The organism is Roseobacter sp. HKCCA0434, assembly GCF_032464675.1.
GTDB lineage: Bacteria > Pseudomonadota > Alphaproteobacteria > Rhodobacterales > Rhodobacteraceae > Pontivivens.
Map to the genome: position 1 here is coordinate 69,097 of NZ_JAWDKL010000012.1, position 25,858 is coordinate 94,954.

The following is a 25,858-nucleotide window of genomic DNA, read 5'->3' on the forward strand; positions in this document are numbered from 1 at the left end:
CGCGGGAAGCAGGGGAGAATAATGCTTCCCACAGCCGTTCTGCCATGATGCAGCACGGTTGTTAGGGGGTCCGAATCTTTTCGATTAGCTCCGGGACTGCGTCGAAGAGGTCTGCGACGAGGCCGTAGTCTGCAACTTGGAAGATGGGGGCCTCTTCGTCTTTGTTGATGGCGACGATGATCTTGCTGTCTTTCATGCCTGCAAGGTGCTGGATCGCGCCCGAGATGCCGACGGCGACATAAAGTTCGGGAGCGACGACCTTGCCGGTCTGACCGACCTGCCAGTCGTTCGGGGCATAGCCGCTGTCGACCGCTGCGCGCGAGGCACCGACCGCTGCGCCCAGTTTGTCGGCCAGCTTTTCGATCAGGGCAAAGTCCTCTTCCGAGCCGACGCCACGACCACCCGACACGACCACACCGGCCGAGGTCAGTTCGGGGCGATTGCTCTCGGCGACCTTGTCTTCGACCCACTCGGACACGCCCGGCGCATCAGCGGCCGAAACGGTTTCCACAGCGGCCGACCCACCCTCACCAGCGGCGTCAAACGTCGAGGTCCGGAAAGTGATGACCTTGGTCGCATCGCCCGATTTCACGGTCTGGATGGCGTTACCGGCATAGATCGGACGTTCAAACGTGTCGGCGTCAACAACACCGGTTACGTCGGACAGGATCATCACATCCAGCAATGCCGCAACGCGGGGCAGGATGTTTTTCGCGTCGGTCGTCGCGGGTGCCACGATGTGGGTGTACCCGCCGGCCAGCGACACGATCAATGCCGCGGTCGGCTCGGCTAGACGATGGCCGAGCGAGGCGTCCTCGGCGACCAGAACCTTGGCCACGCCGTCGATCTTGGCAGCAGCGTCGCCCGCCGCAGCGGCCGAAGCCCCCGCGCACAGAACGGTCACATCGCCGATCGCTTTGGCGGCAGTTACGGCTTTGGCGGTGGCGTCCAGCGCCAGTTCGCCATTGGTTACTTCGGCAAGAAGAAGTACAGACATTACACGGCCCCCGCTTCTTTGAGTTTCGCAACCAGCTCGTCGACCGAACCGACGATTTCACCGGCTTCGCGCACGGCCGGTTCCGACATTTTCACGACGGTCAGGCGCGGCGTGACGTCAACGCCGTAATCGGCGGGCGTCTTTTCATCCAAAGGCTTTTTCTTGGCCTTCATGATGTTGGGAAGCGACGCATAGCGCGGCTCGTTCAGGCGCAGGTCGGCGGTGACGATGGCGGGCAGCTTGACCCTGATTGTCTGCAGACCGCCATCGACCTCACGGGTCACGACGGCGGCGTCGCCCTCGACCTTGAGCTCGGAGGCAAAGGTCGCCTGGGACCAGCCCAGCAGCGCCGACAGCATCTGGCCGGTGGCGTTCATGTCGTTGTCGATGGCCTGTTTGCCGGCCAGAACGATCTGGGGCTGTTCCTCATCGACGACAGCCTTCAGGATTTTGGCGACGGCCAGCGGTTCGATATCGGCGTGGACATCGTCGGCAGCGGTCACAAGGATCGCGCGGTCCGCACCCATCGCCAGCGCCGTGCGCAGCGTTTCCTGCGCCTGCTTGACGCCGATCGACACGACGACAATTTCGCTGGCGACACCGGCTTCTTTCAGACGAATGGCCTCTTCGACCGCAATCTCGTCAAACGGGTTCATCGACATCTTAACGTTGGCAAGATCGACACCCGTCCCGTCCGCCTTAACACGAACCTTGACGTTGTAATCGATCACCCGCTTCACAGGCACTAATATCTTCATCTGTAGTCCTTTTCGAATTTGGGATTAGAGCTTTCAGTCGCTCTTGCGCGCAAGTAGCGTACGCAGCGCTCGCGATACGGCATTGGGCTGTTCGATCGGGGTCAGGTGACCGCTGCCTGTGACGATGACGAGCTGCGAGCTTGGAATGGCGATGGCCATGTCACGGTGGATGGTCGGCGGCGTCCAAGCGTCATGCTCACCGCACAGGACCAAGGTCGGGCAAGTGATGTCGCCGAGCGAAGCGCGGCTGTCGGGACGTGCGATCAGGCTCTGGCGGACGAACACATCGGGGCCGAGGCGCTCCGTCATGGCGCGCACGCGATCCGCCATCGCAGCGTTCTTCAGATTTTCCGGCGCGAGATAGCTGCGCAGCAGTCTTTCGCCGAACCCGTGGAACTTGCCGTCGGACCTTGCGGTTTCGACCAGCCTGTCGCGCTCGGCGGCACGGTCGGGGTCGTCCGGCAGCATCGTCGTATCGAGCAGTGCGAGGTGGCTCACCCGTTCGGGCGCACGACGCATGATCTCGAGCGCGACGATCCCGCCTAATGAAAAGCCCGCAAGCGCAAATCGGTCCTCGGCGCGGGCGAGGACATCTTCGGACAGAGCCTCAAGTGTCGTACCTTGTGTAATGTCGGCCGCTTCGGGCCGAGCCACGTCACCGAGATCGGCCACCTGATCGCGCCAGAGGTCTGCGTCGTTCAAAAGACCCGGAATGAGTATGAGCTGCGGAAGCGTCACGACCCCTACTCCGGTACGGCGGCGAGGATCGCGCGCGCACGGATGCGCACAGGCTCGTCGACCATGGCACCGTCCACAGAGACCGCACCGTCCCCTGAAGCAAGGACGCGTTTGGCCCAGGAAATCTCGTCTTCGGACGGGGCGAAAGCGCGTTTGAGCTCGGTGATCTGTTTGGGATGGATGCAGAGCTTTCCGGTCATACCGAGATCACGGGCATGGCCCGCGTCGTCACGGGTGACCGCTGGATCGTCGAGCTGGACCGTGACCCCGTCGATCGGAGCGGCGATACCGCCCAGGCGGGAAGCGAGCACCAGTTCGCTGCGTGCCGGCAACATGATGTCGCGCAGATGCGCACATCCTAGATCGGCGCAGAAATCGACCGAGCCGAACGCCAGACGCGCAACCCCGTCAACCGCCGCGATCGCGCGCGCATTGGCAAGGCCGAGCGCGCTCTCGATCAGCGCGATGACCGGTAGCCCCGGCAGGGTGGCCACAACCTGCGCCACCGCTTCGGCGGTCTCGGATTTCGGCAGGATGACAGCGGCAAATCCCTTGCCAGAGACTGCGGCAAGGTCTGCCGCGTGCCACGGAGTGCCGATAGCATTAATGCGCACGATCACCGGCAAATCGGTGAACGCCGCATCAAGCGCAGCGCGGGCCGTATCCTTGTCTGCGGCGGCGACGGCATCTTCGAGATCGAGGATCACCGCATCCGCGCCGCAAGCTGCGGCCTTGACGAACCGCTCGGGCTTGGAAGCGGGCACGAAAAGCGGCGTTACGATAGAGCTTACCATTGTGCCGTCGCCTCCATTGCAACGGGGCCGCCGGTGCGGGCTGTCCAGAGTTTGAGCGCATCGCCCTCCTCCGCCGCGTTCACCGTGAAATCGGCGTTGTCATAGATCGGCGAGAGCGAACGGAACGCAAAGGTCTTCGGTGCATGCCCACGCAGGTCGGCTGCGTACTGACACAGCATGGTGGCCTGCATCGGGCCGTGCACCACGAGACCGGGATACCCTTCGACATCGATGCAGAACGGCTTGTCGTAATGGATGCGGTGGCCGTTAAAGGTCAATGCGGAGTAGCGGAAAAGCAGCGTCGGGTGTGGTTCCACGACCCGTGAATGCGCTCCGACCGCCGCAGGCGTGGGCTCGGCCTTGGGTTTGCCTTGCGAACCGGCGGGGATGTCGCGATACACGATGTCCTGACGTTCACTCAGCACGGCGCGGCCATTGGCGGAGACCTCGTGCTGGACTGTGACAAAGCACAATGCGCCCGAGCGGCCTTCTTTCAGCTGGACATCGGTGATCGTCGAATGACGCGTAACCTCTTCGCCGATGCGTATCCCGCTGTGAAATGTAAAGGCGCCACCGGCCCACATCCGTCGCGGCAGAGGCACCGGCGGCAAAAAGCCGCCAAGCGCGGGGTGACCGTCGCGGCCGAGTTCAGACATGGGCGCCGTCGGCTGGGCAAGACACAGGTGGATCAAGAGTGGCGCCTCGTCCCCCTGTTCGGTTTCGGAGGTCCGGTCAAAGGTGGCGTTAAACTGGCGCACCAGCATGCTCGAGAGAACTTCGCTGTCTTTCTGCTCGCGCCCGATCCAGCCTTTCAGTTTGGCGATCTCGATTTGCATCGTCACTTCTCCAGAGGTTTCAAGGCGGGCACGGAGCCGTACCTGCGCTCTTCGCCGACGAAACGCGCGGCGGGCGCGGGCAAGCTGACAGGTCCGTTCGGGCTGTCGACGGTGATACGACGTAGGTGCGGATGCTCGGACAGACCGGCCATGTCGTTTACTGATGCCAAGGCGATACCCGTGACTGACAGCCGTTCCAGCGCGGCGGCGGAATCCAACTTGCTGAAGGCTGCCGCGACGACCGTATCGGTTTCCGTACGGTTGTTGACGCGGGCCACGTTGGTGGCGAACCGAGGATCGCTGGCCAAAGCCTCGTCCCCCATGAAATCGCGGCAGAGCATCCGCCATTCGCGGTCGCTCTGGATCGCGATCAGGATTGCGGGGCCGGACTTGGGCTGGAACGCGCCGTATGGTGCGATCGAAGGGTGCGCCAACCCGATGCGTTTCGGGCTCTTGCCGCCTTCGTGGTTCAGAAGCGGGACGGTCAGCCAGTCGGCCATGACGTCGAACATCGACACCGAAATGTCGGCGCCCTGCCCCGTGACGCCACGACGGATCAGCGCTTCGAGAATGGCCGCATAGGCCGTCGCGCCGGTCGCGATGTCGACGATAGAAATGCCGACACGTGCAGGTTCGGACGGTCCGCCAGTCAGCGAGCAAAGGCCGCTTTCGGCTTGGATCAGGAGGTCATACGCCTTGCGGTCCGCCATCGGGCCGTGGTCGCCGTATCCGGAAATCGAACAGGTGACCAGACGCGGATAATCGTGGCGCAATCGTTCGGTCCCAAACCCGAGTTTCGCCAGAGATCCTGGTTTTAGGTTCTGAATCAAGACGTCGGCGTCGGCGAGAAGCGCTTCGAGCGCCTCCTTTCCCTTGTCCGAGCCGAGATCCAGCGTCACCGCGTCCTTGCCACGATTGAGCCAGACAAAATAGCTCGATTGCCCTTTGGCCACATCGTCATATCCGCGGGCAAAGTCGCCTTCGGGACGCTCGATCTTGAACACCTTGGCCCCTGCGTCCGCAAACTTGGAAGTTGCAAACGGAGCGGCGACGGCCTGCTCGATTGCAACGACAGTAATTCCTTCGAGCGGCAGCATCAGAACGACCTCGGCATGCCGAGGATATGCTCGGCGACGTAGGACAGGATTAGGTTGGTCGAGATCGGCGCGACCTGATAGAGACGCGTTTCACGGAACTTGCGTTCAACGTCGTATTCGTTGGCGAAACCGAACCCGCCATGGAACTGGATACAGGCGTTCGCAGCTTCCCAGCTTGCTTTTGCGGCAAGATACTTGGCCATATTCGCCTCGGCCCCACAGGGCTGGCCGGCGTCATACAGGGCACAGGCCTTATAGCGCATCAAGTTGGCGGCCTCGACTTCGATAAAGGCCTCGGCGATAGGGAACTGCACGCCCTGGTTCATCCCGATGGGGCGGCCAAAGACCTGACGTTCGCTGACATAGGCGGTGACTTTGTCGGTGAACCAGTAGCCGTCGCCGATACACTCCGCCGCGATCAGGGCGCGTTCGGCGTTCAGGCCGGTCAGGATGTATTTGAAGCCCTTACCTTCTTCCCCGATCAGGTTTTCTTCCGGGATTTCAAGGTTGTCGAAGAACAGCTCGTTGGTTTCGTGGTTGACCATGTTCGGGATCGGCTGGACCGTCATGCCCGATTTCATGGCCTCTTTAATATCGACGAGGAAGATCGACAGGCCTTCGGATTTCTTCTTCACCTCGGCCAGCGGCGTGGTCCTTGCCAGAAGAATCATGTAATCCGAGTGCTGCACCCGGCTGATCCAAACCTTCTGACCGTTGATCACATAGCGGCCGTCTTTCTTGACGGCGGTGGTTTTGATCTTTGTGGTGTCGGTGCCAGTGGTGGGCTCGGTCACGCCCATGGACTGAATGCGCAATTCACCCGCGGCGATCTTGGGCAGGAACTTTTGTCGTTGCTCTTCCGATCCATGCCGGACGAGCGTGTTCATGTTGTACATCTGCCCGTGACACGCGCCAGAGTTTCCACCCGCGCGGTTGATTTCTTCCATGATGACGCTGGCCTCAATCAGACCAAGGCCCGACCCGCCGTATTCCTCAGGGATCAGTGCGGCCATCCATCCTTCCTGCGTCAGCGCATCGACGAAGGCTTCGGGGTAGGCTTTTTCCTCGTCGACCTTGCGGTGATATTCAGCAGGAAACTGGGCGCACAGGGCTTTTACACCGTCGCGGATGTCTTGATAGTCGTCGGTCAAAAAATTCATCGCTGGATTCCCGTGATTAGTTTGAGACGTCGTAGCGGCACTCACTGGCATTCCGCAAATATATGTTTATTATCTCTCCCATGCACAACTGGTATGGGGGAGAACATGCTGGACACGCGGCAGCTGCGATATTTTCTGGAGATTGCGAAGCAAGGATCGATTACTGGTGCCTCACACACCTTGGGGGTGGCGCAACCGGCGCTTTCGTTACAGCTACGAAAACTTGAGGATCAGTTGGGGACGCCGCTGATGCTGCGGCAGCGCAGTGGCGTGATTCCGACCGAGGCCGGGCTGTTGCTGGCCGAACGCGCTCGCCGCATACTGGATGAGATGTCGCGTACGATCGATGATATCAACACACTGAATTCAGATCCCTCGGGCGTGGTGCGTATCGGCTTGCCGGGTACGATCAGTTCCATGGTATCACTTCCTTTGATCACCGCTGCACACAAGCGGTACCCTCGTGTAACGATCAACATCGCTGAAGCGATGAGCGGTTTTGTCGCCGCCTGGATGGCTGAAGATCGGGTGGACTTGTCCATTCTCTATCGCGATATCGGGTTGCCGGGGTCTCGGTCTGAACTCTTGCTGGAAGAAGACTTGGTGATCCTCTCTCAGCCCGACAGCGCCTTTCCCGCGCGCTTGTCTCTGAACGCGATCGAAGGGCAGCCTTTGGTCCTGCCCAGCAAGGGGCATGGATTGCGAGATCTAATCGACGAGAAGTTGCAATCCGTCGGTGTCACCGTAAGTGTAGCTATGGAAATTGATTCTTATGCCAATATCAAAAGCTTGGTGGCAAACGGGTTCGGCCCGTCAATTCTGCCTGCCCATGCGGTGCGGGCCGAACGGGAAGCAGGCACGCTGTCGGTCAGTCAGATCGAAGGAGATGACTTGCGTCGACGGGTCTATTTGACCTTGCCAACCGGGCGGCCTGTAACACGGGCGCAGATGGTCGTAGCCGACTTGCTCCGGCAGATAGTCAGTGACCTGATTCTGGTCGAGACGTGGTCCGGGGCGCGGCTTTTGTCTGAATAGCCCCGGGTTTTCCGGAGGCTGTTTGGCTTGGGTTCCGCGGCTCGCGGCTGCATCTCGATCCGGTCATAGTAAGAGGCTTCGGCCTCTGCGGGAGGGATGTGCCCGATCGGCTCGAGTAGGCGGCGGTTGTTGAACCAGTCGACCCATTCGAGGGTCGCGAATTCGACGGCCTCAAGCGAGCGCCACGGTCCGCGCGGTCGGATGACCTCGGTCTTGAAAAGGCCGATCACCGTCTCCGCCAGCGCGTTGTCGTAGCTGTCGCCGACGATCCGACCGACGGCTCGATCCCTGCCTCGGCGAGGCGCTCGGTGTAGCGGATGGCGAGGTATTGGGAACCTCGGTCCGAATGCACGATGAGACCGGCGCCCTTTATCAGCCTTCGGTCGTGGATCGCCTGCTTCAGAGCGTCGAGGACGAAGCCCGCAGTCGCGCGGCCGCTCACCCGCCATCCCACGATCCGCCGCGCGTAGGTGTCGATGACGAAGGCGACGTAGACGAAGCCCCGCCAGGTCGCCACGTAGGTGAAGTTGCTCACCCAGAGCCTGTTGGGTGCTGGCGCCTGGAACTGGCGGTTCACCTTGTCGCGTGGGCATGGCTGCGTTGGGTCGGGGATGGTCGTCCTGATCTTCTTGCCACGGACGGCGCCTTGCAGGCCCATAGCACGCATCAGCCTCTCGACGGTGCACCGCGCCACCTCGAAGCCTTCGCGGCGCAGCTGACGCCAGACCTTCCGGGCGCCGTAGACGCCGAAGTTCCCCGCATGGACGCGCGCGATCTCGACCTGCAGCTCGGCGTCCCGCTTGGCGCGGTCGGGGAGGCGAGAAGGGTCGGCCTGCCGCGCCCGATGCGCGCGATAGAACGATGGGGCGATCGGCAGCAACCGGCAGATCGGCTCGACCCCGTAGGACGCTCGATGCGCGTCGATGAACGCGATCATCGCTTCAGTGGGCGGTCGAGCTCCGTCCCGCTGCCCGGCAGTGCATGTTCACATGCACGGAAGGGGCAAAATATGCGCTCGCCTTGCGCAGAATCTCGTTGGCCTGGCGCAGATCCCGCACCTCACGCTCAAGCGCCTTCACCCGGCCGCCTCCGCGGCTCGCGCCTCGGCTCCAGGCACGGCTGCCTTCTCAGCCTCGCGAACCCATCTTCTCAGTGTCTCCGACGTGCAGCCGATCTTCGGCGCAATCGACTGGATCGCCGCCCACTGGCTCGCATGATCGGTCGTGTGGTCGCCGACCATCCGAACCGCCCTTTCGCGCACCTCAGGCGCATACCTTGCTGATGTCGTTCCCATGGCTCCGTCCTCTCACAGTCTGGAGCCTCCGGGAAACCCGGGGCGGTTCACTATCCATCCCCCCTTGTTTTGGCAACGCCTTTTGCAATCACAGATACCCCTTCATCAAATCGAGGTTCTTTCTGACGGCGTGTTCCCGCTCGTCTGACCGAATGAAACTCTCCAGCCCGCGCAGCAGCTCCTCTCGATGATCGGGGAAGTGTTCGAGGCGGGCCTGAAGGTAGGCCCCGAGCAGAATCTTGATACGGGTCTCGTCCTTGCGCTTCTGCGCCGCGGCGGCTTCCTTCGACATCTTCATCCTCTTGAGCTTGGAGCGTTTGGGGGCATCGAGACTAGCGATGTGTGCCTTGAACATCGCGCGCAGTTCCTTGAGCGACATGCGGAAGTCGAGGAAGCCGGTCTCGTGCGCGGCCCGGATCAGGCGCAGCTCCTGTTCAGTGAGCGTCGCCTCCATTTCCTCGTCGAGCCGCGCGATAATGTCCTCGGGCCGACTCATGCGAATGCCACCCCATGATTGGCAATCTCCTGCCGGATCCGCGCCATCGTGTCGGGGCGCAACATCTGGCGCACATTATCGGTGATCTCCAGCGGCCCGATCGCCTCGATGACCTGATCGTTAGCATCGTTCAGGATGTAGCGGAAGACCTGCTCATCATCGCTGACGATGATCGAGTCTTGCATCCGGTGTGCATCGCTTTCCGGCAGGCTGTCCGCCTCGATGAACCCGATTTCCGCACCTGGCCGCGGCGGCAGCAACGCGACAAGACGGGCCGCAGGCGAGTTCGCAAACACCGCCCGCCGCTCATGGAGGAGAGCCGAGATACGCGCGTCATTGCGCGTGCGCTGTTCCGCATCCTTCATGAGCTGGTCGAAATCCAGCGACGGTTTGGTTTCTTTCTTGGTGGGGCCGACATTCGCAGGGGAATCGGCCGGTGGTTCGTCATCGGTCGCAGTCGTGCGCTTCTCGTATAGGGGAACACCGAGACCATCTGCCCAGGACGCTTGCGAGCCAAGCTCTTGTCCCAGCGCGTCCAGCTCGGCCTTTTCGCTTTTGAACGATCGCGGTTTTTTGGCGGGCTTCGGCGGTGCCGGTTTGCTCTGAGGCTTTACCGGCTGCGGCTTCACCGGCGCTTCGTCCTCGTCTTGCGAGGACATTTCCGGGTTCGTGGTTTCAGGTTCTGCCGATGTCGGCTCTTCAAGTAGCTCGGAGGCATCAAGCGTACTGCTGGTCTCGTCGGGATCGGCCGTTTCGGCATTGACGACTTCGGCCTCGAAGGCAGTGCCTGGCTCGATCAACCTATCCACCGGCCCGTCGAAGGGGAGCATCGGCGCATCGTCTGCCTCCGTTTCCGCTTCGGTTGGCACCTCGATCGTCGCCGAGAGAATTTCGGGCGATGATGGCTCCGCAGCCTTAATCGGTGCCGTAGCCGGTGCTGCCGTCACGCTGAGCTGCTCAAGGGTCGCGGTAATGGCCGCAAGCTGATCTTGAATGGCCGTGATCTGCGCCTGCATGGCGTTTTGGGGGTCTTGGTTTCCGGGTGGGGCAACGGTCGGCTCCGTCGATGCCGCCGCTGGTGGCGCGACCTCTGCCATCTGCCGTTCCTCGATGTCGCTCCCGGCTTCGCCGTCCGGCTGATGGTCTTCACCCTCTGGCTGCACCTCGATCTGCGGAACCGGATCTGGCGGCGGCATCTGTATCGGCCGGGGTGCCCCCGAGGCAGGCCATGCGGAGACCAAGGGCGTCTCCACCCCTGCCTCCCCATCATTCTTCATCGTCTCATCGGAATCGAGCGCGGGGACCGCGCTTGCCTGAGACGGCAGCACGATCGGCGCGCGGGCCACAGGCACCGCGCCGGTCGGTTCCTGTCGGGGCGTCGCCTTTCGATCGAGCATCGCCGCCATCGCCCGTCGTCCCAGCGATGGCCGGGTTGGCGCTGGCGGCGGTGAGGGCGGGGTGGGCTCTCCCGCAGGATCGTCCGGCGCGGGCGGCGGCAGGGCGGCCACGTCGCCCTGCCCGTACTTCCGATCCGCTTCCTCCTTCGCCTTCAACCAGGGCTGCCGCGTGAACCAGATCGCCTTCGACGCGATCAGCGGCCGCAGCCCGGTATGGAACAGAATCGTGGTCTCGGGCGGCAGCGCGCGCAGCTCGGCCTCATCCATCAAGGCCATGTCGCGCAGCTGATCCGACGTGCCGCCGCCGACCGAGTTGGAGATCGGCGAGCCGGGCGCGCTCGAATGGCGGGTCGAGGTCGAGCGGGTTTTCACGCTTTCCTGCCCGATCATCGTAGCGAGCGCCCGCGCGCTCTGCATGTCGGAGACCGGACCCCAGATCCGCAGATCGGTGCCCTGCTCCCAGGCACTGGCCCCGTCTTGGCCGTAGTTTTGCACGAGCTGCTGGTAGCTCTGGAAGATCTGCATGATGTGCAGACCCTTCGCGCGGCCCTCGTCTCGCGCCGACTCCAGGATCGGCATTCGACCGAGCGCATTCGCCTCGTCGAGGATGAAGAGCCGGTGCCGCCCCGAGCGGGCGATGCCTTCGTGATGCTCGATCAGCAGGTAGATAGCGCCGAGGATCAGCCGCACGACGGAGGCGTGGGCCTTCATCTGATTGGTGGGCATGGTGATGAAGAGATCGACCTTGCCTTCGACGATCTCCTCGGCCGTCGGCGCGCCCGGCCCCTGTAGCAGCCACTGCCGCAGGTTCGGATAGGCGGCGAAGGCCACCGCATTCGAGAGCGTCTTCTTGGTATCCTCGTTCGAGGTGTGCTCCCGCCCGGTCCCGCGAAACTGGTTCATCGGGAAGGCGATGTGATCCAGCTCTGCTTCTTCTGCATCGGCCGCGATCGCTTCGACGACTTCGGAGAAGGTGTCGCTATCGCGGCTGATGAGCCGGTAGATCTCGCGCGAAATATCCGTCGCACCTTCGCGATCGAAATGCGCGATCAGCGCAGCCGCGAGTTTATTGGAATGCGCCTCGAAGAACTCGTCCACGCTGCGCATCTGACCCTTGGGGCTGAACAGGAACGCCGCGAGCTGCGGGTAGAGCCCAGGATCGGCCGCCGTCAGCGGACGCAGCAGCGCGAAGGGATCGAGACCGTTCTCGGTACTGATCCGGACGGGTCTGCGCCCCATCGCCCGCCGCGACGAGGCGCAGGCGTCGAATATCTCACCCTTGGGGTCGATAACGACGATCTGGTCACGATAGGTCAGACCGTTCGGAATAACGAGCCCCGTGGTCTTGTAGGTGCCTGAGGAGCTGAAGGCGAGGATATGCCCGTTGCCGCGGCTTGGATCGAGGTGGATCAGCGGCGACTTGCCCTGCTTCCCCCAGGTCGCGGGTCGCGTCGGGTCGAAGCGGCCGCGCCGCTCAGCCGGGTTGAGCCGTTCACCGACCACGATGCCGGTCTTGCCCAGCACCTCGTCGATCTCCGCTGCCTTCGCCCAGCGGGCCTGCTTCGTGCGTTGGACCTTCTTCACCTGGTCGGGCTGCGCATAGCGTTGCGTCTGGTGCAGGATCCCCATCACGATCAGCAGCACGCCACCGACGAGCGCGAGGAGACCGAGCGTCCCGACCGCGACTACCGAATAATATTCCGGCGCGATCCGCCCGCCGCGCAGCAGCGCCGGGATCACCGCCTCCATGATACGTCCGAACCAGGCAAAGCTCAGCCGCCCGGCCAGATTGAGATCGACCGCCGGGCTTGCGAGAAGCATCGCCCCCCAGCCCGCAATCACCAGTCCGCCTTGAAGTGGGCTGTCGCGGTCGACTCGACGGAACGCCGAGATCAGGACGAAGACCGACAACAGCCCGAGGCCGACCATGACAGGCCAGTCCGTGAAGTTCCAGTAAATCCGTCTCCCGCTCCAACTATCCGGATTGAACGCGACCAGCGTGTAGAGGGCCATCACAAGTGGAAGGCCGCCACAGACCCACAATCCCGCAATCACCAGTCCCTCTAACCAATCCCGGTTCATCGGCCCATCCCCCATCCCATATCTGCGATCGCCTGTTTGAACGCCTGGGCGGCTATCCCCACGATGTTGCCCAAGCCGCGCTGGTTCTCCGGCAGACGGCGCATCGCGTCATGCGCCCGTTTCTGCGCGGCGGTGTCGATATGGCCGAGCGAGGCGGGCAGCTTGCCATCCTTCGTCGCCAGCGCGCCGACCTCGCGCAGCGTATGCGAGGACAGAAGATCACGAGTGAAGCGCGTCGGATCGAGCGCCTTGCCCGAGGCCAGCTCCTCGGCCACCCGCGCCCGGACCTCGGTGACGGTCGCGCCCGCCTCGAACACGCCCTGCCGCGCAGCGGTGCCAAGCGCGCGGGTGAGACGCTGCTGTTCCGTCGTAAGCGCATCCCGTCGGGTTTCGGCGAGAGCGACCAGACGGTCGATCTCGGTCGGAACCGCCCGTCCCGTCGTCTTCAAAGCCGAATTCAGGGCATCCTTGAAGATGACCTTGTCCTGCGCTTTCACGCCCGACAACTGTGGGTCCTTCAGATGAATGCGCGCGAGCTTCTGCGAATATCCCATCTCTCCGAGGATCCGCACTCCGACCTGATCCCGCCGCCGCGCCTCGACGATCTCGCCGACCCGCTTCGCGATGGCACCGTTCACCCGGTCGCGCTCCGCGCGTGGCAGCGCCGCGATCTGCTTGGTCTGATCGTCGAGCGCCCCGATCAGCTGGTAGGCATCGCGATGCAGCGCCGTGTCGTGGATCGGATCGTTCGGCAAGACCTCGCGTGTGACGAGCTGCACCATCGCCATCGCCCCGTCGAGCCGGGTCTTGAGCGCCTGGTCCGCTTCGCGCGCCGCCGCCGCGTCGCGGGCGCGCCCGATCAATCCCTCTTCGCGCACCTTCACCTCCTTCTCGGGCAGTCGCTCCACCACCGGCTTCGACTTCATCTGCGCCAGCATCGCGCGCAGCAGCATTCGGCTCGCCTGCTCCTCGCTCTCGTTGCCGATCGTCTTCAGCCCCAGCCGCAGCGAGCGCGCCGGAAGGCCGGGGGCCGCGCGCAGCGCCCGCCCGATCGCTTGCGTGTCGGGCATATGCAGCTGAGCCACGCCGCGGATGCGGTCGAGCGCGCGCGTCACCGACCGCGGCAAGGCCGTCGCCTCCGGGGCTTGCGTTGCCTGGGCCTGCACCAGCCCGCGGTCGCGGTCGAAGCCGTGATCGAGCACCGATCCGGCCGAGCGGTCGCGCGCCGCGAGCCCCGTGAACCAGGCCCGCGCCGTCTCCGCCCCGCGTGGCATATAGACCTTCAGCCGGTCGCGATGCCGCGACAGCCCCACCAGCGTCAGGTGCCGGTCATAGCCGCCCGACATCAGTACATGCGCGCTGTCCACCGTCAGACCCTGCGCCCGGTGCACCGTCATTGCATAGCCATAGTCGAGCGACGCCCCGTCTTGGGCCGTCACCTTCACATGCCGCGCCTCGGCCCCCTGCCCCACGCGGATGCTCGCCGACCCGTCCCGCGCATCGAGCGCGACCACTTGCCCCTGCATCCCGTTGAGCAGCCCCCGGCCATGATCGTTCGCGGTGAAGAGGACGCGCGTGCCGACACCGAGATCCAGTTCCGCCCCGTCCGCGCGGGTCAGGCGCAGCACCTCGGGCGCTGCCCGCCCGGCGGCTTCGGCGATGTCCGCGTCCCGCGCAGCCTCGCGCCCCCGGATCGCGCGGTTGATCCGCTCCACATCGGCCCGCGCATGGGCGAGCGCCACCTTGTCCTGCGCCGGGTCGGCCAGCCAGCTCGTCACCAGACTGTCGTGCGCCGCTTCCGCCGTTCCGGCGGGAACGAGCACGCCCGCCCGCTCCCAGGCTTCGACCGCCGCCTCGACCCCCTGCCCGCCCGGCGAGAGCGCGCGCACCGCCTTCGCATGGGTCTCGTCCGCCTGCCGCCGGATCTCGGTCAGTTCCACCGCGCCGATCCGGTCCACCAGCGCGCGGAACGCGCCGCCCGGCCGCAGCGGCTGCAACTGGCCCGGATCGCCCACGGCCACCAGCTTCGCCCCCGACCGCTCGATCCGCATCAGGAGATCGTCGAAGGCGCGCGCGTCGATCATGCCCGCCTCGTCGAGCACCACCATGTCGCGCGGGCCGAGAACCATCCGCTCTTCGTCGAGGGCCGTCATCAGGGCGGCGAGCGAGCGCGAGCGAATGCCGGAGCTGTCCTCCAGCGCCGCGGCGGCCCGGCCCGCAAGCGCGGTCCCGATCACGCGACCGCCCTGCTCGCCATAGACCGTCTCATGCACCTCGCGCACCGCGTCGAGCATCGAGGATTTGCCCGAGCCCGCGAGACCCGTGACCAGCGCCAGCCGCCCCGGCGCCGTCACATGGCGCAGCGCCGCCTCCTGCTCGCCGCTGAGCCGCCCGAAGCTGCGCTGGGTCGCGCGCGCGATGACGCGCTCGGCCACGCGGACCTGGCCCGCGCCGCGCGCCATCGCCAGCCGCCCAGCCCGGTCGGCCATCGCCGTCTCCCGCTCGATATGCGGCAGCGAGGAATAGACCCGGCCCCCGCCCTGCCCGTCCCGCTCCGCGAGCACGATCAGATCGTCATGCGACATGGCTTCGGCGAAGAGTCGGCGGAACGCGTCGGGCTCGGCCACCACCGCGCTCAGCCGCTCGGCCACATCCGCCGCCCGGATCACCGACCGCTCGGCCAGCAGATCCTCCACCACCCGCTCGGGGGTCTCGACATAGCCGCGCGGATCGCCCTCGGGCGTGACCGGATCGCCCGACTGCCACTCGGCCGCCAGCAGCCCTGAGGCCCGCGCCGAGACCTGCACGATCTCCGCATCGCCCGCCTCGATCACCGCCTCGCGATCCCGCAGCGGCTTTGCATCCTGCCGCGCGGCCAACCCTGCATCCACCTCGTCGAGCTGCGGCGTCAGGCTGCGCAGCGACTGGCTGGCCTCGCCCGCGACCTCCGCCAGATCGACATGGCCCGACCGCTGCGCGATCCGCTCCAGCGCGGCCAAGTCAGAGATCCGGTCCTGCGGAACGTAGAGCGCGACGCTCTCGCGATGCCGCGACATCGCCACGTAGACCAGGTGCTTGTTCATGCCGGGCGAGGCCAGCACATGCGCGTGATCGACGCTCATGCCCTGCGCCTTGTGCACCGTCGCGGCATAGCCGTAATCGAGCGCCGCGAAGGTGGCGGGATCGAGCGTGCGCTCTACCCCCGACCCGTCGATCCGCAATTTGAGCTTGCCTGCCTCGATCGCCTCGATCGTTGCAAAGGTCGAGCGCGTCACGCCGCCCTCGCGCCAGGACCGCGTGAACCGCACCCGGTCGCCCTTGGCGATCTCGACCTCGCGCCCGTCGCGCTGGCGGAAGGCCATCTGCTCGGAGAGATCCACCTGCCCGCGCGATGCCGCCTCCATGCGGATCGCCGCATTGAGAAGCGCCACCTCGCGATTGGTCCAGGCGAGCGCGATCCTCGTCTCGCCCGTCTTGCCCTCGCTGACATAGCGATGCGACAGATCCGCGATCGCCGCCCCGGTGCTGGTCTTCCAGCGGATCGCTCCCTCGGCCTGGTAGGTCGCGAGCGCCGCCCGCGCGTCGCCCGTCGCGAAGGCCCGCGTAGCCTCCCGGTGCGCCTCCTGCGACTGGCGCCGGATATGCTCAATTACCGTCGAGCCCGTCTGCGCCTCGATCGAGCGGAAGGCCGAGCCGTCCGAGACCGGCTGCAACTGCTCCCCGTCGCCCACGGCGACCAGCTTGCCGCCCATCGCATCGACCCGCGCCTGAAGGCGCGCCCAGGCCGCCGCCCCCACCATGCCCGCCTCGTCGAGCACGAAAACGAAGCGGCCCCGCTGCGGCAGCGCGCCGGAGGCGAAGCGCGCCTCCCATTGCGCGAGCGTCCCCGCCTCGATCGACGGCACCGCGGCCAGCTCCGCCGCCGCCTTGCCCGACAGCGCCCCGCCCAGCACCTGCCAGCCGCGCAGGCGCCACATATCCGCCGCCACCGCGATCGCATGGGTCTTGCCCGCCCCGGCATGACCCGTCACCAGCGACAGCCGCTGGCCCGACATCATTTCGCTGACAGCGCGCTTCTGGTCCTCGCTGAGCGCGGTGACATCGGGGAAAATCCACTTGCCCGAGTTGATCCGCTCCGACCCCAGCGCATCCGCCGCCGTGAGGTCGATCCGCTCACCGCTGAGCCGCAGCGCGTCCTCGACCAGCCGCGCCTCCATCTCGACCTGCACGCGGGACGTGTGAAGCACCTCGCCCTGCGGCCCCTCACGATCAAGCGCCACCAGCTCGCCCGAGGCCAGTGCCGCCGTCACGATCGCCTCCGTCGCCTCCGGCCCGAGCACCGCATCGACCCGCTTGCCCGTCGCCGCGCGCAGCTCGGCCTCCGAGAAGACCGGCTTCGACGCCGCCATCACCACCAGCATGTGTTCGGGGTTCGCGCGCAGGTACTGCGCGTTGCGCAACGCGATCTCCTGAGCCTTGGCGCGGGTTTCTGCCATTTCACCGCTCGCCTCGACGGTATCTGCCGCATGGGTGAACTGATGAGACGCCTCCAAGGCAATTCCCTGATCGGCCAGCGAGCGCGCGTCGATCCGCGCCTCGTGACCTGCCCGCTCCAGCGCGAGATTGGCAAGTTCCGCCCAGGCGAAGCGCCACTGTCGAAGAAACCCGCGCTGGTTCCAGACCCGCTCCTTCGGCCCCCACCCTTCGTCGCCAAGCGTTCGCATGGAGACCATGACGTGCATGTGCGGATTGCCTTCTTTGGCATGGATCACCCAATCCGCCACCATCCCGCGATCCGTCATCTCCTGCTTGATGAAGTCGCGGCCAAGCTCGATCTGCTGATCGAGCGTCAATTCGATTGGCAACGAGATGGTGAAGGACCGTGCGAGCTGGGCGCGGCCGGGGTGTCGCGTCTGGTTCTCGACGCCCTCCGTGTCGCTCCAGAGACGAGCCGATGCAGCAGTTGCATCCTGCCCACCATAGGCAGCTCTGGCCCATTCAGGAGCGTTCTCAGGAAGGCCGATTTCGGCATGGGCCACTTCATCCGCTTTGCCCGAATAGTCCCGAGTGCGCCCGTTGAGATCATCGACCATTCTTGTTCCGTGACGATACGCAGCGGAGGCGACAGCGTTGCCGCCGGTCGTCCGCCCGATCACCCGAACATTGAAATGATAGATCGCCACTGCCTTGGCCTTCTGAGTGCTCGCGATCACCGTGCCATCCAATCACTCGAACCGCAAGGTTTGAGTATAAGCGTGCCTTTCCAATTTTCAGCTTTCGCCGACATTGGACGGATGGCGGCTCCGCCGCCTGTCCGCTTCGGGACCGAAGCGCGCGAGGGCGAAGCGGACCAACCAAAGGCGGGCCGACCAACGGTCGGCTCCGTATCGCAAAGCGGGGGTTCGGGAGCTCCGCGACCGAACAGACCGGAGGAAAGATACGCATGGGCTTGGCCCGACGGCCGACCCGAGACGCGACCTCGATCAGTGGCGGTACGTCAGACAAATTGCCCGGCAGAATGACGGGTGATTTGTCCGACGAATTGTCAAGCGAGACGCTTGGCAAGCGGCAAGAGGTGGCCGCAGGTGGCTCAAGGCGGCAGGAGGCGGCATTAGGTGGCCGACGGCGGCAAGAGGTGGCTCCCGGTGGCCGAAGCCGCCTAAAGGTGGCAACAGGTGGCCGAAGGTGGCTTTAGGCGGCAAGAGGTGGCAAGAGGTGGCTTCGGCCACCTCGCTGTGGCATCTTCTGCCTGTACGCGATCAACATGAGGGAGGCACCGCCGTAATGGGCAAGGTCTGGACGCTGTATTCGAGCAAGGGAGGTGCGGGGAAGACAACGACTGCGATCGTCATCGCCTCCGAATTGATCCGTCAGGGCGCAAGCGTCTGTCTGATCGACGCCGACCCCAACGCGCCTCTTCAGACCTGGCAGTCCCACGGTCATTTGGAAGGGATCGACGGGCTGCACATCCTGTTCGATGAAAAGTCGGATGGCTCCACGATCAGCCGCACCATTGCCGAAGCCCGCGAGTTGGCCGATGTCGTGATCGTCGATACCGAGGGCACGAACAACGTCCAGGGCACCTTCGCGATAGCCCGCAGCGATATGGTCATCATCCCGATTCAGAGCGGTCAGCAGGATCTCGAAGAAGGGTTGAAAGCACACTCCTTCGTCCGCGACGTCATGGAACAGCAGCGCCGCCATATCCCGACCGTCGCCATTCGCGTGCGGACCTCCGCCACAATCGAGGACAAGGTGGAGCGGCGCATCAAGGAACAGCTCGAAGCAAGCGATCTGCCCGTCTGCAAGCTGCGCCTCTACGACAAGGCCGCCTTCCGCGCGGCCTACCAGTCGGGATGCTTGCTGCAAGACCTGCCGAACCATTCGGATGTCGGAGGACAGGACAGGGCGCGTGAGGCGGCAGCTCTCCTGCTGCCAGCACTCGCGGAAGCCTTTGGGCGATCGTTCAGTCAAGAAGAACAGGAGGCAGTATGAGCGAGAAGTTCGACATGACGAAATTCGACCGGCCCAAGCCGAAGCCCGCAGGCTTCGAGAACCTGCCGCCACCGCCGGGAGAGGAAACCAAGACCGATGCCGCCGTACCGGCGGCACGGACGACCCCCCCTGCTAAGAAACCGGAACCGTCCGCTGACGAAAGCGGCTCACGCGCGCGCCTCTATTTCCGGTGCACCCAGGAGTATGCCGATCGGTTCGAGGCGATCTGCCGAGAGCACTTTCCGCGTGAGACCAAGATCAGCGTCTTCGAGCGCATGATCGAAATCGCCGAGACGCAGCTTTCCAGTTCGGACTTGAAGTCGGGACGGTAGATCATCCTCGCCCCCATCTCAGCAGATCTTCCGCGCAATGGCTGAATCCCGCGATGCCGCCGGCCACACTCAGCGCCGGAGGCGCGGCGTCTCCGACTTGGTCCCACGCGGAATACCTACCCGGAGGGCGGGCCGAAGGCCCGTTCCGCGTGTCCCGCGCTCTCCAATTCTCGCCACCCGTGGTCCTTTGCACCGTCGCATCGAACGCGAAGCGGCCGGAGCCCGAAGGCTCCGGCTCGATGTCAGATCAGTTGCACGATCAGCAGTGTGGTCAGCGTGCCCAGGACGATCCAGTTGGCGGGCGTGATGAAGCTGAGTTTCGGCATGTCGGTGTCTCGTATGGTGAGAGGCCCCCGCACCATTGCGCGAGCCTGCCCCTCCCCCCGACGCGGAATCGGGTCGGGTCAGGGACGCCGAAGGCGCCAGCTCCGCTGGGCGGAAAAGTCTTCCACGAGATCCCGCTGCACTCGCCGCGACCTCGACGATCGGCGCGACCTCGATGCGCGCGCTGCCGGTGCCGAAGAGTTTTGCGATCCTTGACGCGGCGCGATTCCGGGGCGCATCCGGAGGATAGGCTTGCGAAATGTGTGTGGTGCCAGCCCGGTCAGCTGGTGGCGGCACTGGCCCGGCGACAGGGCGAGGACCGGCACGGAATGGAGGGAGGGGCGAGCTTGCTCGTTCCGACCGGAGTGCAGGGCCGGGACCGGCCAGGCGCAGGGTCGGCCGTCACCGCGGGAGGCAGCAGGACAACACCGCGCGACTGCGCGTCGGCCGGGTCCCCCGGCCGAGCCGGACCCGCTCACTGATCCTGCGGGGCAGCCTCGGCAGTCGTGGTGCGCGGCCTATTGGCGAGGCCACTAGCGATCTACAAAACACGTGTATTAGTCAGCCAACGCATTACCCGCTACCACCACGAACAGAACGGACAATGGCCCGAAACCTCAAGCGCCACACGCGCTGCGTGAAGGGATGGGCGGCATAAACAAGGCCGATGCCCAGGACAAAACCGATTGCAGCGCCGAGGAAGATTTGAAGAATCAGGGGCATCGCTCAGTCCTTCAAGAAGATATCGACCCGGATAGCCCAGCCGACTTACAAGTGGTGTGGGACAGCAATATCTCGTAGGGACCGCCGGTCTCGCCGCCGCCATCGTTCTGGCGATCCTGCTGTCCAAGCAAACGAAGGGCAAGTGCTAGCCGCGTCGAACTGCCCGCCTATGCGTGGACGCATGCCGTCGACGCTTTTGAATCGCAGAAGCGGACATATGAGCTACGACATATAAAAGCGGCTTTGTCCGCATAGTAACTGTTCACTCGCTCTCTTCCGCCGCCTCCCCGAAGATCTTGTCCCGGTCGAGCGCGATGCTGACCCAGCCGATCTTGAGAAGGCGGCTGGTGATGCTGGAGGGGGTACGGTCGAGCGCCTTCGAGATGGCGTTGATGTCGTTGCCATGCTCTTGCAGGAGCTCCCGCATCCGGTCCTCCTCTTCCTCGGTCCAGCGTGCACCCGCTCGTCCTGGGCGATCCCCTTGCGTGGACACTGCCTTGGCTTCGGGATCAGCCTTTGCGTCCACCCTGTCGATCGGCGCGGCTGCCGTCCGGTCTGCCGGACCATTCGACAGCGGGTTGCCGTCCACGCGGCCGAGGAGCCGGGGCACGTCGCCGATGAGGGCGGCGAAGCCGCGCATCAGGAACTCCGCATCGCGCGGTGTCAGTTCGATGATCTGATCATCGCGTAGAAAATGCAGCCAAGTGGCCTGATCGCTGGCGACGACATAGAGCGACCGCTGGCGGCCCCCCTTTTCGTTTTCGGAATAGGTGATCTCGGCGGTCATTTCGTCCCCCAGCTTGCCGTGTAGGTGACAATGCCACCGGAGCGCAGGATTTTCAGCGCCCAATCGCACATTCCCCGGTCGCGGCCACGGTTCTCCTCGGCAATGCTCTTCTGCCGCGCGATCGAGACGCCGACCTCACGCGAGACGGGGAAGTAGCCTTTCCAGAGAAGGTCGATCAGGTCCTCGATGTCTTCCTCGGTGAGGTCGAGGATGAGAGAGCTTGGTCCGCGCTGTCCTCGGCTGGCGCGCGACCCGCTGGTGAAGAAGGCATGAAGCCCGGCATGGTCGTTCCACTCGAACCCGCCAGCGCGGCTCGGTGCATGGATGGATTGGATCAGCATGGCGCGCCCTTCCTCAGTATTCGCTGGGGAAACAGAGGGTGAGGACGCGACGGGTGCGGCCGGGATCAGTCGGGTCTTCGGAGCCGAACTCATAGGCGAGGTCGTAGCAGTCGATCTTCCAACAAAGCGTTACCGGCCCCTGCTCGATCGTGACCTCAACCGAACCCGAGCCGTGTTCCTCGAACGGGTCATTGTCATCGAACACGGACTCCTCGACGATCGCGTCCCAGGCGCGCTCTTGCGCCTCTGGGGACAGCTGAAGGATACCGGGGGTCATCATCACGCGACCCTGGTAACGGGGATCGGTGCCGAGCGACGTGCGGAAGGCATCGTTCTGCGCGCGCAGGATGGCGCAGTTGGCGAGAGCGGTTTCAGGGTTGGGCATGAGGTCCGCATCGGACATGGGTGTCTCCTTCGTGGCGATCCGGTTGCGGCCTTGGGCCACATCCGCTGATGTGCGACGCCTCTTTCACTGGTCTGGAAACAGGCCCCGCATGTTTCCGGAACCAAGTGGGAGAGGGCGTCAGCCCGACCCACGGCGACGGGACCGTCTGTCATCGGTCGGAGGCCCGAAGGAGCGGGCAGCCGGTGCCCTGGCACCGGCAACACGGGAGGGCCGGAGACGCCGCGCGCGAGCGCGGCGCTTGCCGATTGACCGACGGCCCCGGCGATGGTGGGCGGATAGAAGAAAACGGAATAGTTGGCGGGGAGGCCGAAGCCGTCACGGCGCAGGCGTCCCCGACCCCTTCCCCTCGATCCGCGGGCCCTCGCGCGGATCTCCATCGTCATCCCGCCGGCTGGAACCTGGTGCCGGCATCGACATCGAGGCGCGCCGGTGCCCGGCTCAGGGATCGAAACCCGAATGGGCGAAGACCCGTGGCGTCATCCGGCCAGGTCCCGCCCGTCCGGGGGCGGCTCGCCGTGGCGAGACGTTGCCGGGCGGAAGGCCGTGAGGCCGTCGGGATCGGCCGGAGGGCGCTGCGGGGCTTCGGGAGGCGAAGCCGACTAGAGCCCGGTCCCGTGCCTTGGCGCGGGAGAGCCCCGTCTGACCAAACTTGCCGAGCTGTTGCTGACACGGCTCAAGTGCCGGAAAGCCAGACTATCCGACATCACGTCGGGCAGAATTGCAGAGCACAGAACCACCGAAGGTTGTAGAGTCGATATGCTGCCAAGTCCGGGTCATCGACGTTCTCCGGGCCGTGGTCACAGTCCCGGCCCGGAGAACGCGGTGCCCGGCGGGTCGGGGCGAACAGGACGAAGGCGGGGCGGCCGAGGCCGCCCCGCCTGTCCCGTCAGGTGTCGTCCTGTCCCTCCTTCGCGTTCGGCGCGAAGCAGACGATCTCTTTGACGGCAACCGCGAAGTCGAGCTTGAGGCTGAAGTAGACCTCCCCGGTCTCCTTGCGGGTGTTCTCGAAGAGGGCGCCGACGCGGCGGTAGCGGGTGTTGCCCTTGCTGTCTTCGAAGGGGACGGTCGCGGTGTAGTAGGTGGTCGCCATGGTGAGGTTCCTTTCTGTTTCGACGCAGATCGAAGGGGCGGACCGGTCAAGGGGCGGGAGCAAGCACGAAAGCGGAGGGTCCGCGGCGCGTGCGCCGTGGAAACCGCAGGCCCGAAGGGGTGGTTTCGTGCTTGCTGCCGACCCGAGGTCCGCCAGATATGCGTCTCAGAGAAACAGGGAGGGGCCTTGCCCAGGCGACGCGGCTCCGCGATCCGATCGAGAGGACGGGGCACCACCCGCCGCCCGCACCAGGCGCAACGGCTAAAGCGAAGCCGCACCCGCAAGGAGACCGGGGAGGGCGGCAGCGCGGAAGACGCTCGGGCCAGTGCCGACCCTTCAAGAGATCGTTTGTGCGGCGCGCGAAGGAGGTGCATGGAGATCGAGCGGGGAGCTGCGGGCTCGACCGCTCTCCGCCTGTTCCGGAGGCCCGACCCGCCCCACGCAGACACTTCCCCACCCGGACCATCGCGCGCGGCCCCACGCCGCCAGGCCGGGGCCGCGCGCCCAGCTTAGGCGCGACCCGCGCGTCTGGCGCGGGTCTCCGTTGCACGAGGCTGGAATGTGCGGATTTGCATCGAAATCGAGACGATAGCTGTCTTGCGCTTCGCAGCTGCTCGGGTAGACAGATCGCGCAGGGCAGTCCCCCCTCTTCTGCCCCTGCGCATAAGGCGCGAGCCGGTCTGCTTCCCTGTCCACCTCCCTGGACTTTTTTGATCGGCTCGCGCCTCCCCCTTGGGGAGGCGTCAGTAAGGGTGCCGGGCCAGCAGCGAGCCGGTGGCCCGACCGTTCGGAGGAACTGGCCCCGACTGCTGCCGGGGCCGATGGGGTCCGTGTCAGGCGGCTTCCCCGAGCACAAGAGCGGCGTCTGCGGCCTCCATCACGAAATCCGCACCCGCTTGCGCGGCGGTCGCAGCTTTGAAGATCGCGCGCTTGTCCTCGCGCAGACAGTCGAGCCAGCTGTCGAGATAGGCGGCGTTCTGGTCGTAGTCGTTCTCGATCCCGAGCATGGCGCAGAGCATGGCCGCGCCGATCTCGGCGACCAGCTCCTCGCGAGCGAGGTCCTTCTTTGTGTTGAAGGTCTGGAACCTGTCGAGGCGGGACGCCGCGCCCGTCCAGTGGACGCTCTCATGGGCCAGCGTCGCGAAATACCCCTGCTCGCTGTGGAAAGTCTCGGGGTTGGGCATGTGCACCCGGTCGGCCTTGATGTCGTAATAGGCGCGGCGCTCGTCGCTGTGGTCGAGGGTCACGCCCGCACGACGGAAGAAGCCTTGCAGGCTCTCGGAAACGGTGGTGCCGGGCAAGGGGATCTCGGCGGCGTCGTTCGCGCAGGTCTCGGGAAGGCCGTCGATCTGCTCGGCGTTGAACACAGTGTAGGATTTGAGGAAGGGGATACGCGCCTCGGTGCCGTCCTCGCGCTCGCGCTCGGCGACCTTGTAGTAGACGACCTTGCATCCCTTCTCGCCTTTACGAACCTGCGCGCCCAGCTCCTTCGCCTGCTTGAAGGTGAACCAGCGCCGGGCGGTGTAGCCGTCCTGCATGGCGCGCGCCCAGAGCATGAGCACATTGACGCCGCGATAGGCTTGGCCGGTCGCGCGCAGCGGCATGGTGGAGCCGCCGCCGACCCACGGGCACTGCCACGGCGTCTTGCCGTCTTCCAGTGCTGCGATGATGCGGTCGGTGACTTCCTGATGAATATCGAATTTTGCCATGTCGGTTTCCCCGTTGGGATCGGTCTGATGGGTGCCCCTTCTGGGGCGGGTTTTGAGCCGAGCCCTGAAAGGGCGTCGTCTCTAAAACCTGACCGACTGGCGAAGTCCGGGGTGCGCACAGGTCAGCGCAAATCGACGGGGGTGGTGCGGCCCGCAGCCCCATCGGGGCGAGGACACGGCCCCGTCTATTTGGGTTGACCCCGCGAGGGGCAGCGCCCCTAAGAGCGGATCGGCCTCACCGATCCGCAAGACCAGGAATGGGAAAAGTGTCCGGCCCGACCGGAGCGTCAGCGGAGGCGGGCCGGTCCCCTGCCCTCCTCGATCCGCGCTTGTGCGCGGATCACCATTGCAGGATCAGGACGAAGAGATAGAGGGCTGATGGTCGATCATAAGCGTGATGCAGTAAGCCGCGATAGGATTGACCGGCACATCGCCCTGTTCCCATCGGCGGATGGTGCGCTCGCCATTGCGGCCCATGCTCCAGCGCGCCGCGAGGTCGCGCTGGGAAAGGCCCAGCGATTGCCGGGCGGCTTTGAACTCGTCAGGTGTCAAAAGAGAGCGCGGACCATGACGCCACCGATGGCCGCACCTGCAACCGTGGTGGCGATGCCGATCTTCCAGAACTCGGTCTGCGCCTGTTTCAGCGCGAGCGCGGTCTGGGCCTTGATAAGCTCGATCTCGTAGATGTCCTTGTCGGTTATGTCGATTATCCTGTCGTGGCAGGCTTCATCGCCCATGAACTATCTATAGGATATAATGTCCGGTGAGCCAAGAAAGTTGCTGGCTCTGTCATTCGCAAAGCGCGTACTGGCTCGAACACATTGCTCCGGCATCGCGGTCCTACGGCGCGGCCGCATCGCGGCGGGTGGTGCCAGACCATGCGAAGACCCGATCCGCGCCTGGGTGTCAGCCTCGTGCATCCGGGCCGTGTGGTCTTGGGTCCGAAGAAGGTGGCGGCCCCCCGCTT

General features: G+C 64.9%; 21 protein-coding genes, 1 pseudogene and 1 other annotated feature. Of the genes and pseudogenes, 3 read left to right on the forward strand and 19 right to left on the reverse strand.

Annotated features, from left to right (window positions below):
- Nucleotides 1-61 precede the first annotated feature (61 nt).
- From RX333_RS09300 to RX333_RS09330, 7 genes are read right to left on the reverse strand one after another with little or no spacing between them, the layout of a single operon-like run.
- Nucleotides 62-997, reverse strand: coding sequence for an electron transfer flavoprotein subunit alpha/FixB family protein (locus tag RX333_RS09300; RefSeq protein ID WP_316014659.1), 936 nt, complete (start codon nt 995-997; stop codon nt 62-64).
- Nucleotides 997-1,755, reverse strand: coding sequence for an electron transfer flavoprotein subunit beta/FixA family protein (locus RX333_RS09305; RefSeq protein WP_316014660.1), 759 nt, complete (start codon nt 1,753-1,755; stop codon nt 997-999). Before RX333_RS09305 ends, RX333_RS09300 begins: the two co-directional genes overlap by 1 nt.
- A gap of 33 nt (nt 1,756-1,788) precedes the next feature.
- A complete protein-coding gene (locus RX333_RS09310) occupies nt 1,789-2,493 on the reverse strand; it encodes an alpha/beta fold hydrolase (protein WP_316014661.1) in 705 nt (234 codons plus the stop codon).
- Between the two features lie 5 nt (nt 2,494-2,498).
- A complete protein-coding gene (locus RX333_RS09315; protein ID WP_316014662.1) occupies nt 2,499-3,287 on the reverse strand; it encodes a CoA ester lyase in 789 nt (262 codons plus the stop codon).
- Nucleotides 3,281-4,123: a MaoC family dehydratase N-terminal domain-containing protein gene (locus RX333_RS09320; protein ID WP_316014663.1), complete on the reverse strand. Its 843-nt coding sequence runs from the start codon at nt 4,121-4,123 to the stop codon at nt 3,281-3,283. The genes RX333_RS09315 and RX333_RS09320 overlap by 7 nt, the downstream gene beginning before the upstream one ends.
- A 2-nt stretch (nt 4,124-4,125) precedes the next feature.
- Entirely contained in the window at nt 4,126-5,220 is a 1,095-nt protein-coding gene (locus RX333_RS09325; RefSeq protein WP_316014664.1) for a CaiB/BaiF CoA-transferase family protein, read from the reverse strand.
- A complete protein-coding gene (locus RX333_RS09330; RefSeq protein WP_316014665.1) occupies nt 5,220-6,380 on the reverse strand; it encodes an acyl-CoA dehydrogenase family protein in 1,161 nt (386 codons plus the stop codon). The genes RX333_RS09325 and RX333_RS09330 overlap by 1 nt, the downstream gene beginning before the upstream one ends.
- 105 nt (nt 6,381-6,485) lie before the next feature.
- On the opposite strand from RX333_RS09330, the gene RX333_RS09335 reads away from it, so the two are divergent.
- Nucleotides 6,486-7,415 carry a LysR family transcriptional regulator gene (locus tag RX333_RS09335; protein WP_316014666.1) on the forward strand — a complete coding sequence of 310 codons (930 nt, stop codon included), beginning with the start codon at nt 6,486-6,488 and terminating at the stop codon, nt 7,413-7,415.
- A gap of 35 nt (nt 7,416-7,450) precedes the next feature.
- On the opposite strand, the pseudogene RX333_RS09340 reads toward RX333_RS09335, so the two are convergent.
- From RX333_RS09340 to RX333_RS09355, 4 genes and pseudogenes are all read right to left on the reverse strand, one after another.
- A pseudogene (locus tag RX333_RS09340) lies at nt 7,451-8,709 on the reverse strand (IS3 family transposase); the annotation flags it as partial.
- Nucleotides 8,278-8,384 (reverse strand) — a sequence feature (AL1L pseudoknot). It overlaps the preceding pseudogene by 107 nt.
- An 88-nt stretch (nt 8,710-8,797) precedes the next feature.
- Complete coding sequence (locus RX333_RS09345; protein ID WP_316014667.1) at nt 8,798-9,205, reverse strand: hypothetical protein; 408 nt, start codon at nt 9,203-9,205, stop codon at nt 8,798-8,800.
- Complete coding sequence (locus RX333_RS09350) at nt 9,202-12,615, reverse strand: type IV secretory system conjugative DNA transfer family protein (RefSeq protein WP_316014668.1); 3,414 nt, start codon at nt 12,613-12,615, stop codon at nt 9,202-9,204. Before RX333_RS09350 ends, RX333_RS09345 begins: the two co-directional genes overlap by 4 nt.
- A 65-nt stretch (nt 12,616-12,680) precedes the next feature.
- Nucleotides 12,681-17,897, reverse strand: a complete 5,217-nt coding sequence (locus RX333_RS09355; RefSeq protein WP_316014669.1) for an AAA family ATPase — start codon at nt 17,895-17,897, stop codon at nt 12,681-12,683.
- Between the two features lie 502 nt (nt 17,898-18,399).
- Between RX333_RS09355 and RX333_RS09360 the strand changes: the two genes are divergently transcribed.
- Both RX333_RS09360 and RX333_RS09365 read left to right on the forward strand, forming a co-directional pair.
- Nucleotides 18,400-19,179, forward strand: coding sequence for a ParA family protein (locus RX333_RS09360; RefSeq protein WP_316014670.1), 780 nt, complete (start codon nt 18,400-18,402; stop codon nt 19,177-19,179).
- Nucleotides 19,176-19,511, forward strand: coding sequence for a hypothetical protein (locus RX333_RS09365; protein ID WP_316014671.1), 336 nt, complete (start codon nt 19,176-19,178; stop codon nt 19,509-19,511). The genes RX333_RS09360 and RX333_RS09365 overlap by 4 nt, the downstream gene beginning before the upstream one ends.
- An 897-nt stretch (nt 19,512-20,408) precedes the next feature.
- Here the strand turns inward: RX333_RS09365 and RX333_RS09370 are convergent.
- The 8 genes from RX333_RS09370 to RX333_RS09405 all read right to left on the reverse strand — a co-directional run bounded on the left by RX333_RS09370 (nt 20,409) and on the right by RX333_RS09405 (nt 25,628).
- Nucleotides 20,409-20,558, reverse strand: coding sequence for a hypothetical protein (locus RX333_RS09370; protein ID WP_316014672.1), 150 nt, complete (start codon nt 20,556-20,558; stop codon nt 20,409-20,411).
- Nucleotides 20,559-20,820: 262 nt separating this feature from the next.
- The gene (locus RX333_RS09375) at nt 20,821-21,345 is read right to left on the reverse strand and encodes an SANT/Myb-like DNA-binding domain-containing protein (RefSeq protein WP_316014673.1); all 525 of its coding nucleotides are present in this window, start codon (nt 21,343-21,345) and stop codon (nt 20,821-20,823) included.
- The gene (locus RX333_RS09380) at nt 21,342-21,686 is read right to left on the reverse strand and encodes a hypothetical protein (RefSeq protein WP_316014674.1); all 345 of its coding nucleotides are present in this window, start codon (nt 21,684-21,686) and stop codon (nt 21,342-21,344) included. Before RX333_RS09380 ends, RX333_RS09375 begins: the two co-directional genes overlap by 4 nt.
- Nucleotides 21,687-21,699: 13 nt before the next feature.
- Nucleotides 21,700-22,089 (reverse strand): DUF3768 domain-containing protein, encoded by a 390-nt coding sequence (locus RX333_RS09385; protein WP_316014675.1) that lies wholly within the window; start codon nt 22,087-22,089, stop codon nt 21,700-21,702.
- 889 nt (nt 22,090-22,978) lie between these two features.
- Nucleotides 22,979-23,182 carry a hypothetical protein gene (locus tag RX333_RS09390; RefSeq protein ID WP_316014676.1) on the reverse strand — a complete coding sequence of 68 codons (204 nt, stop codon included), beginning with the start codon at nt 23,180-23,182 and terminating at the stop codon, nt 22,979-22,981.
- 833 nt (nt 23,183-24,015) lie between these two features.
- Nucleotides 24,016-24,891 carry an ArdC family protein gene (locus tag RX333_RS09395; protein WP_316014677.1) on the reverse strand — a complete coding sequence of 292 codons (876 nt, stop codon included), beginning with the start codon at nt 24,889-24,891 and terminating at the stop codon, nt 24,016-24,018.
- 354 nt (nt 24,892-25,245) lie between these two features.
- Nucleotides 25,246-25,443 (reverse strand): hypothetical protein, encoded by a 198-nt coding sequence (locus RX333_RS09400; RefSeq protein WP_316014678.1) that lies wholly within the window; start codon nt 25,441-25,443, stop codon nt 25,246-25,248.
- Nucleotides 25,440-25,628 carry a hypothetical protein gene (locus RX333_RS09405; protein ID WP_316014679.1) on the reverse strand — a complete coding sequence of 63 codons (189 nt, stop codon included), beginning with the start codon at nt 25,626-25,628 and terminating at the stop codon, nt 25,440-25,442. Before RX333_RS09405 ends, RX333_RS09400 begins: the two co-directional genes overlap by 4 nt.
- Between the last annotated feature and the right edge of the window lie 230 nt (nt 25,629-25,858).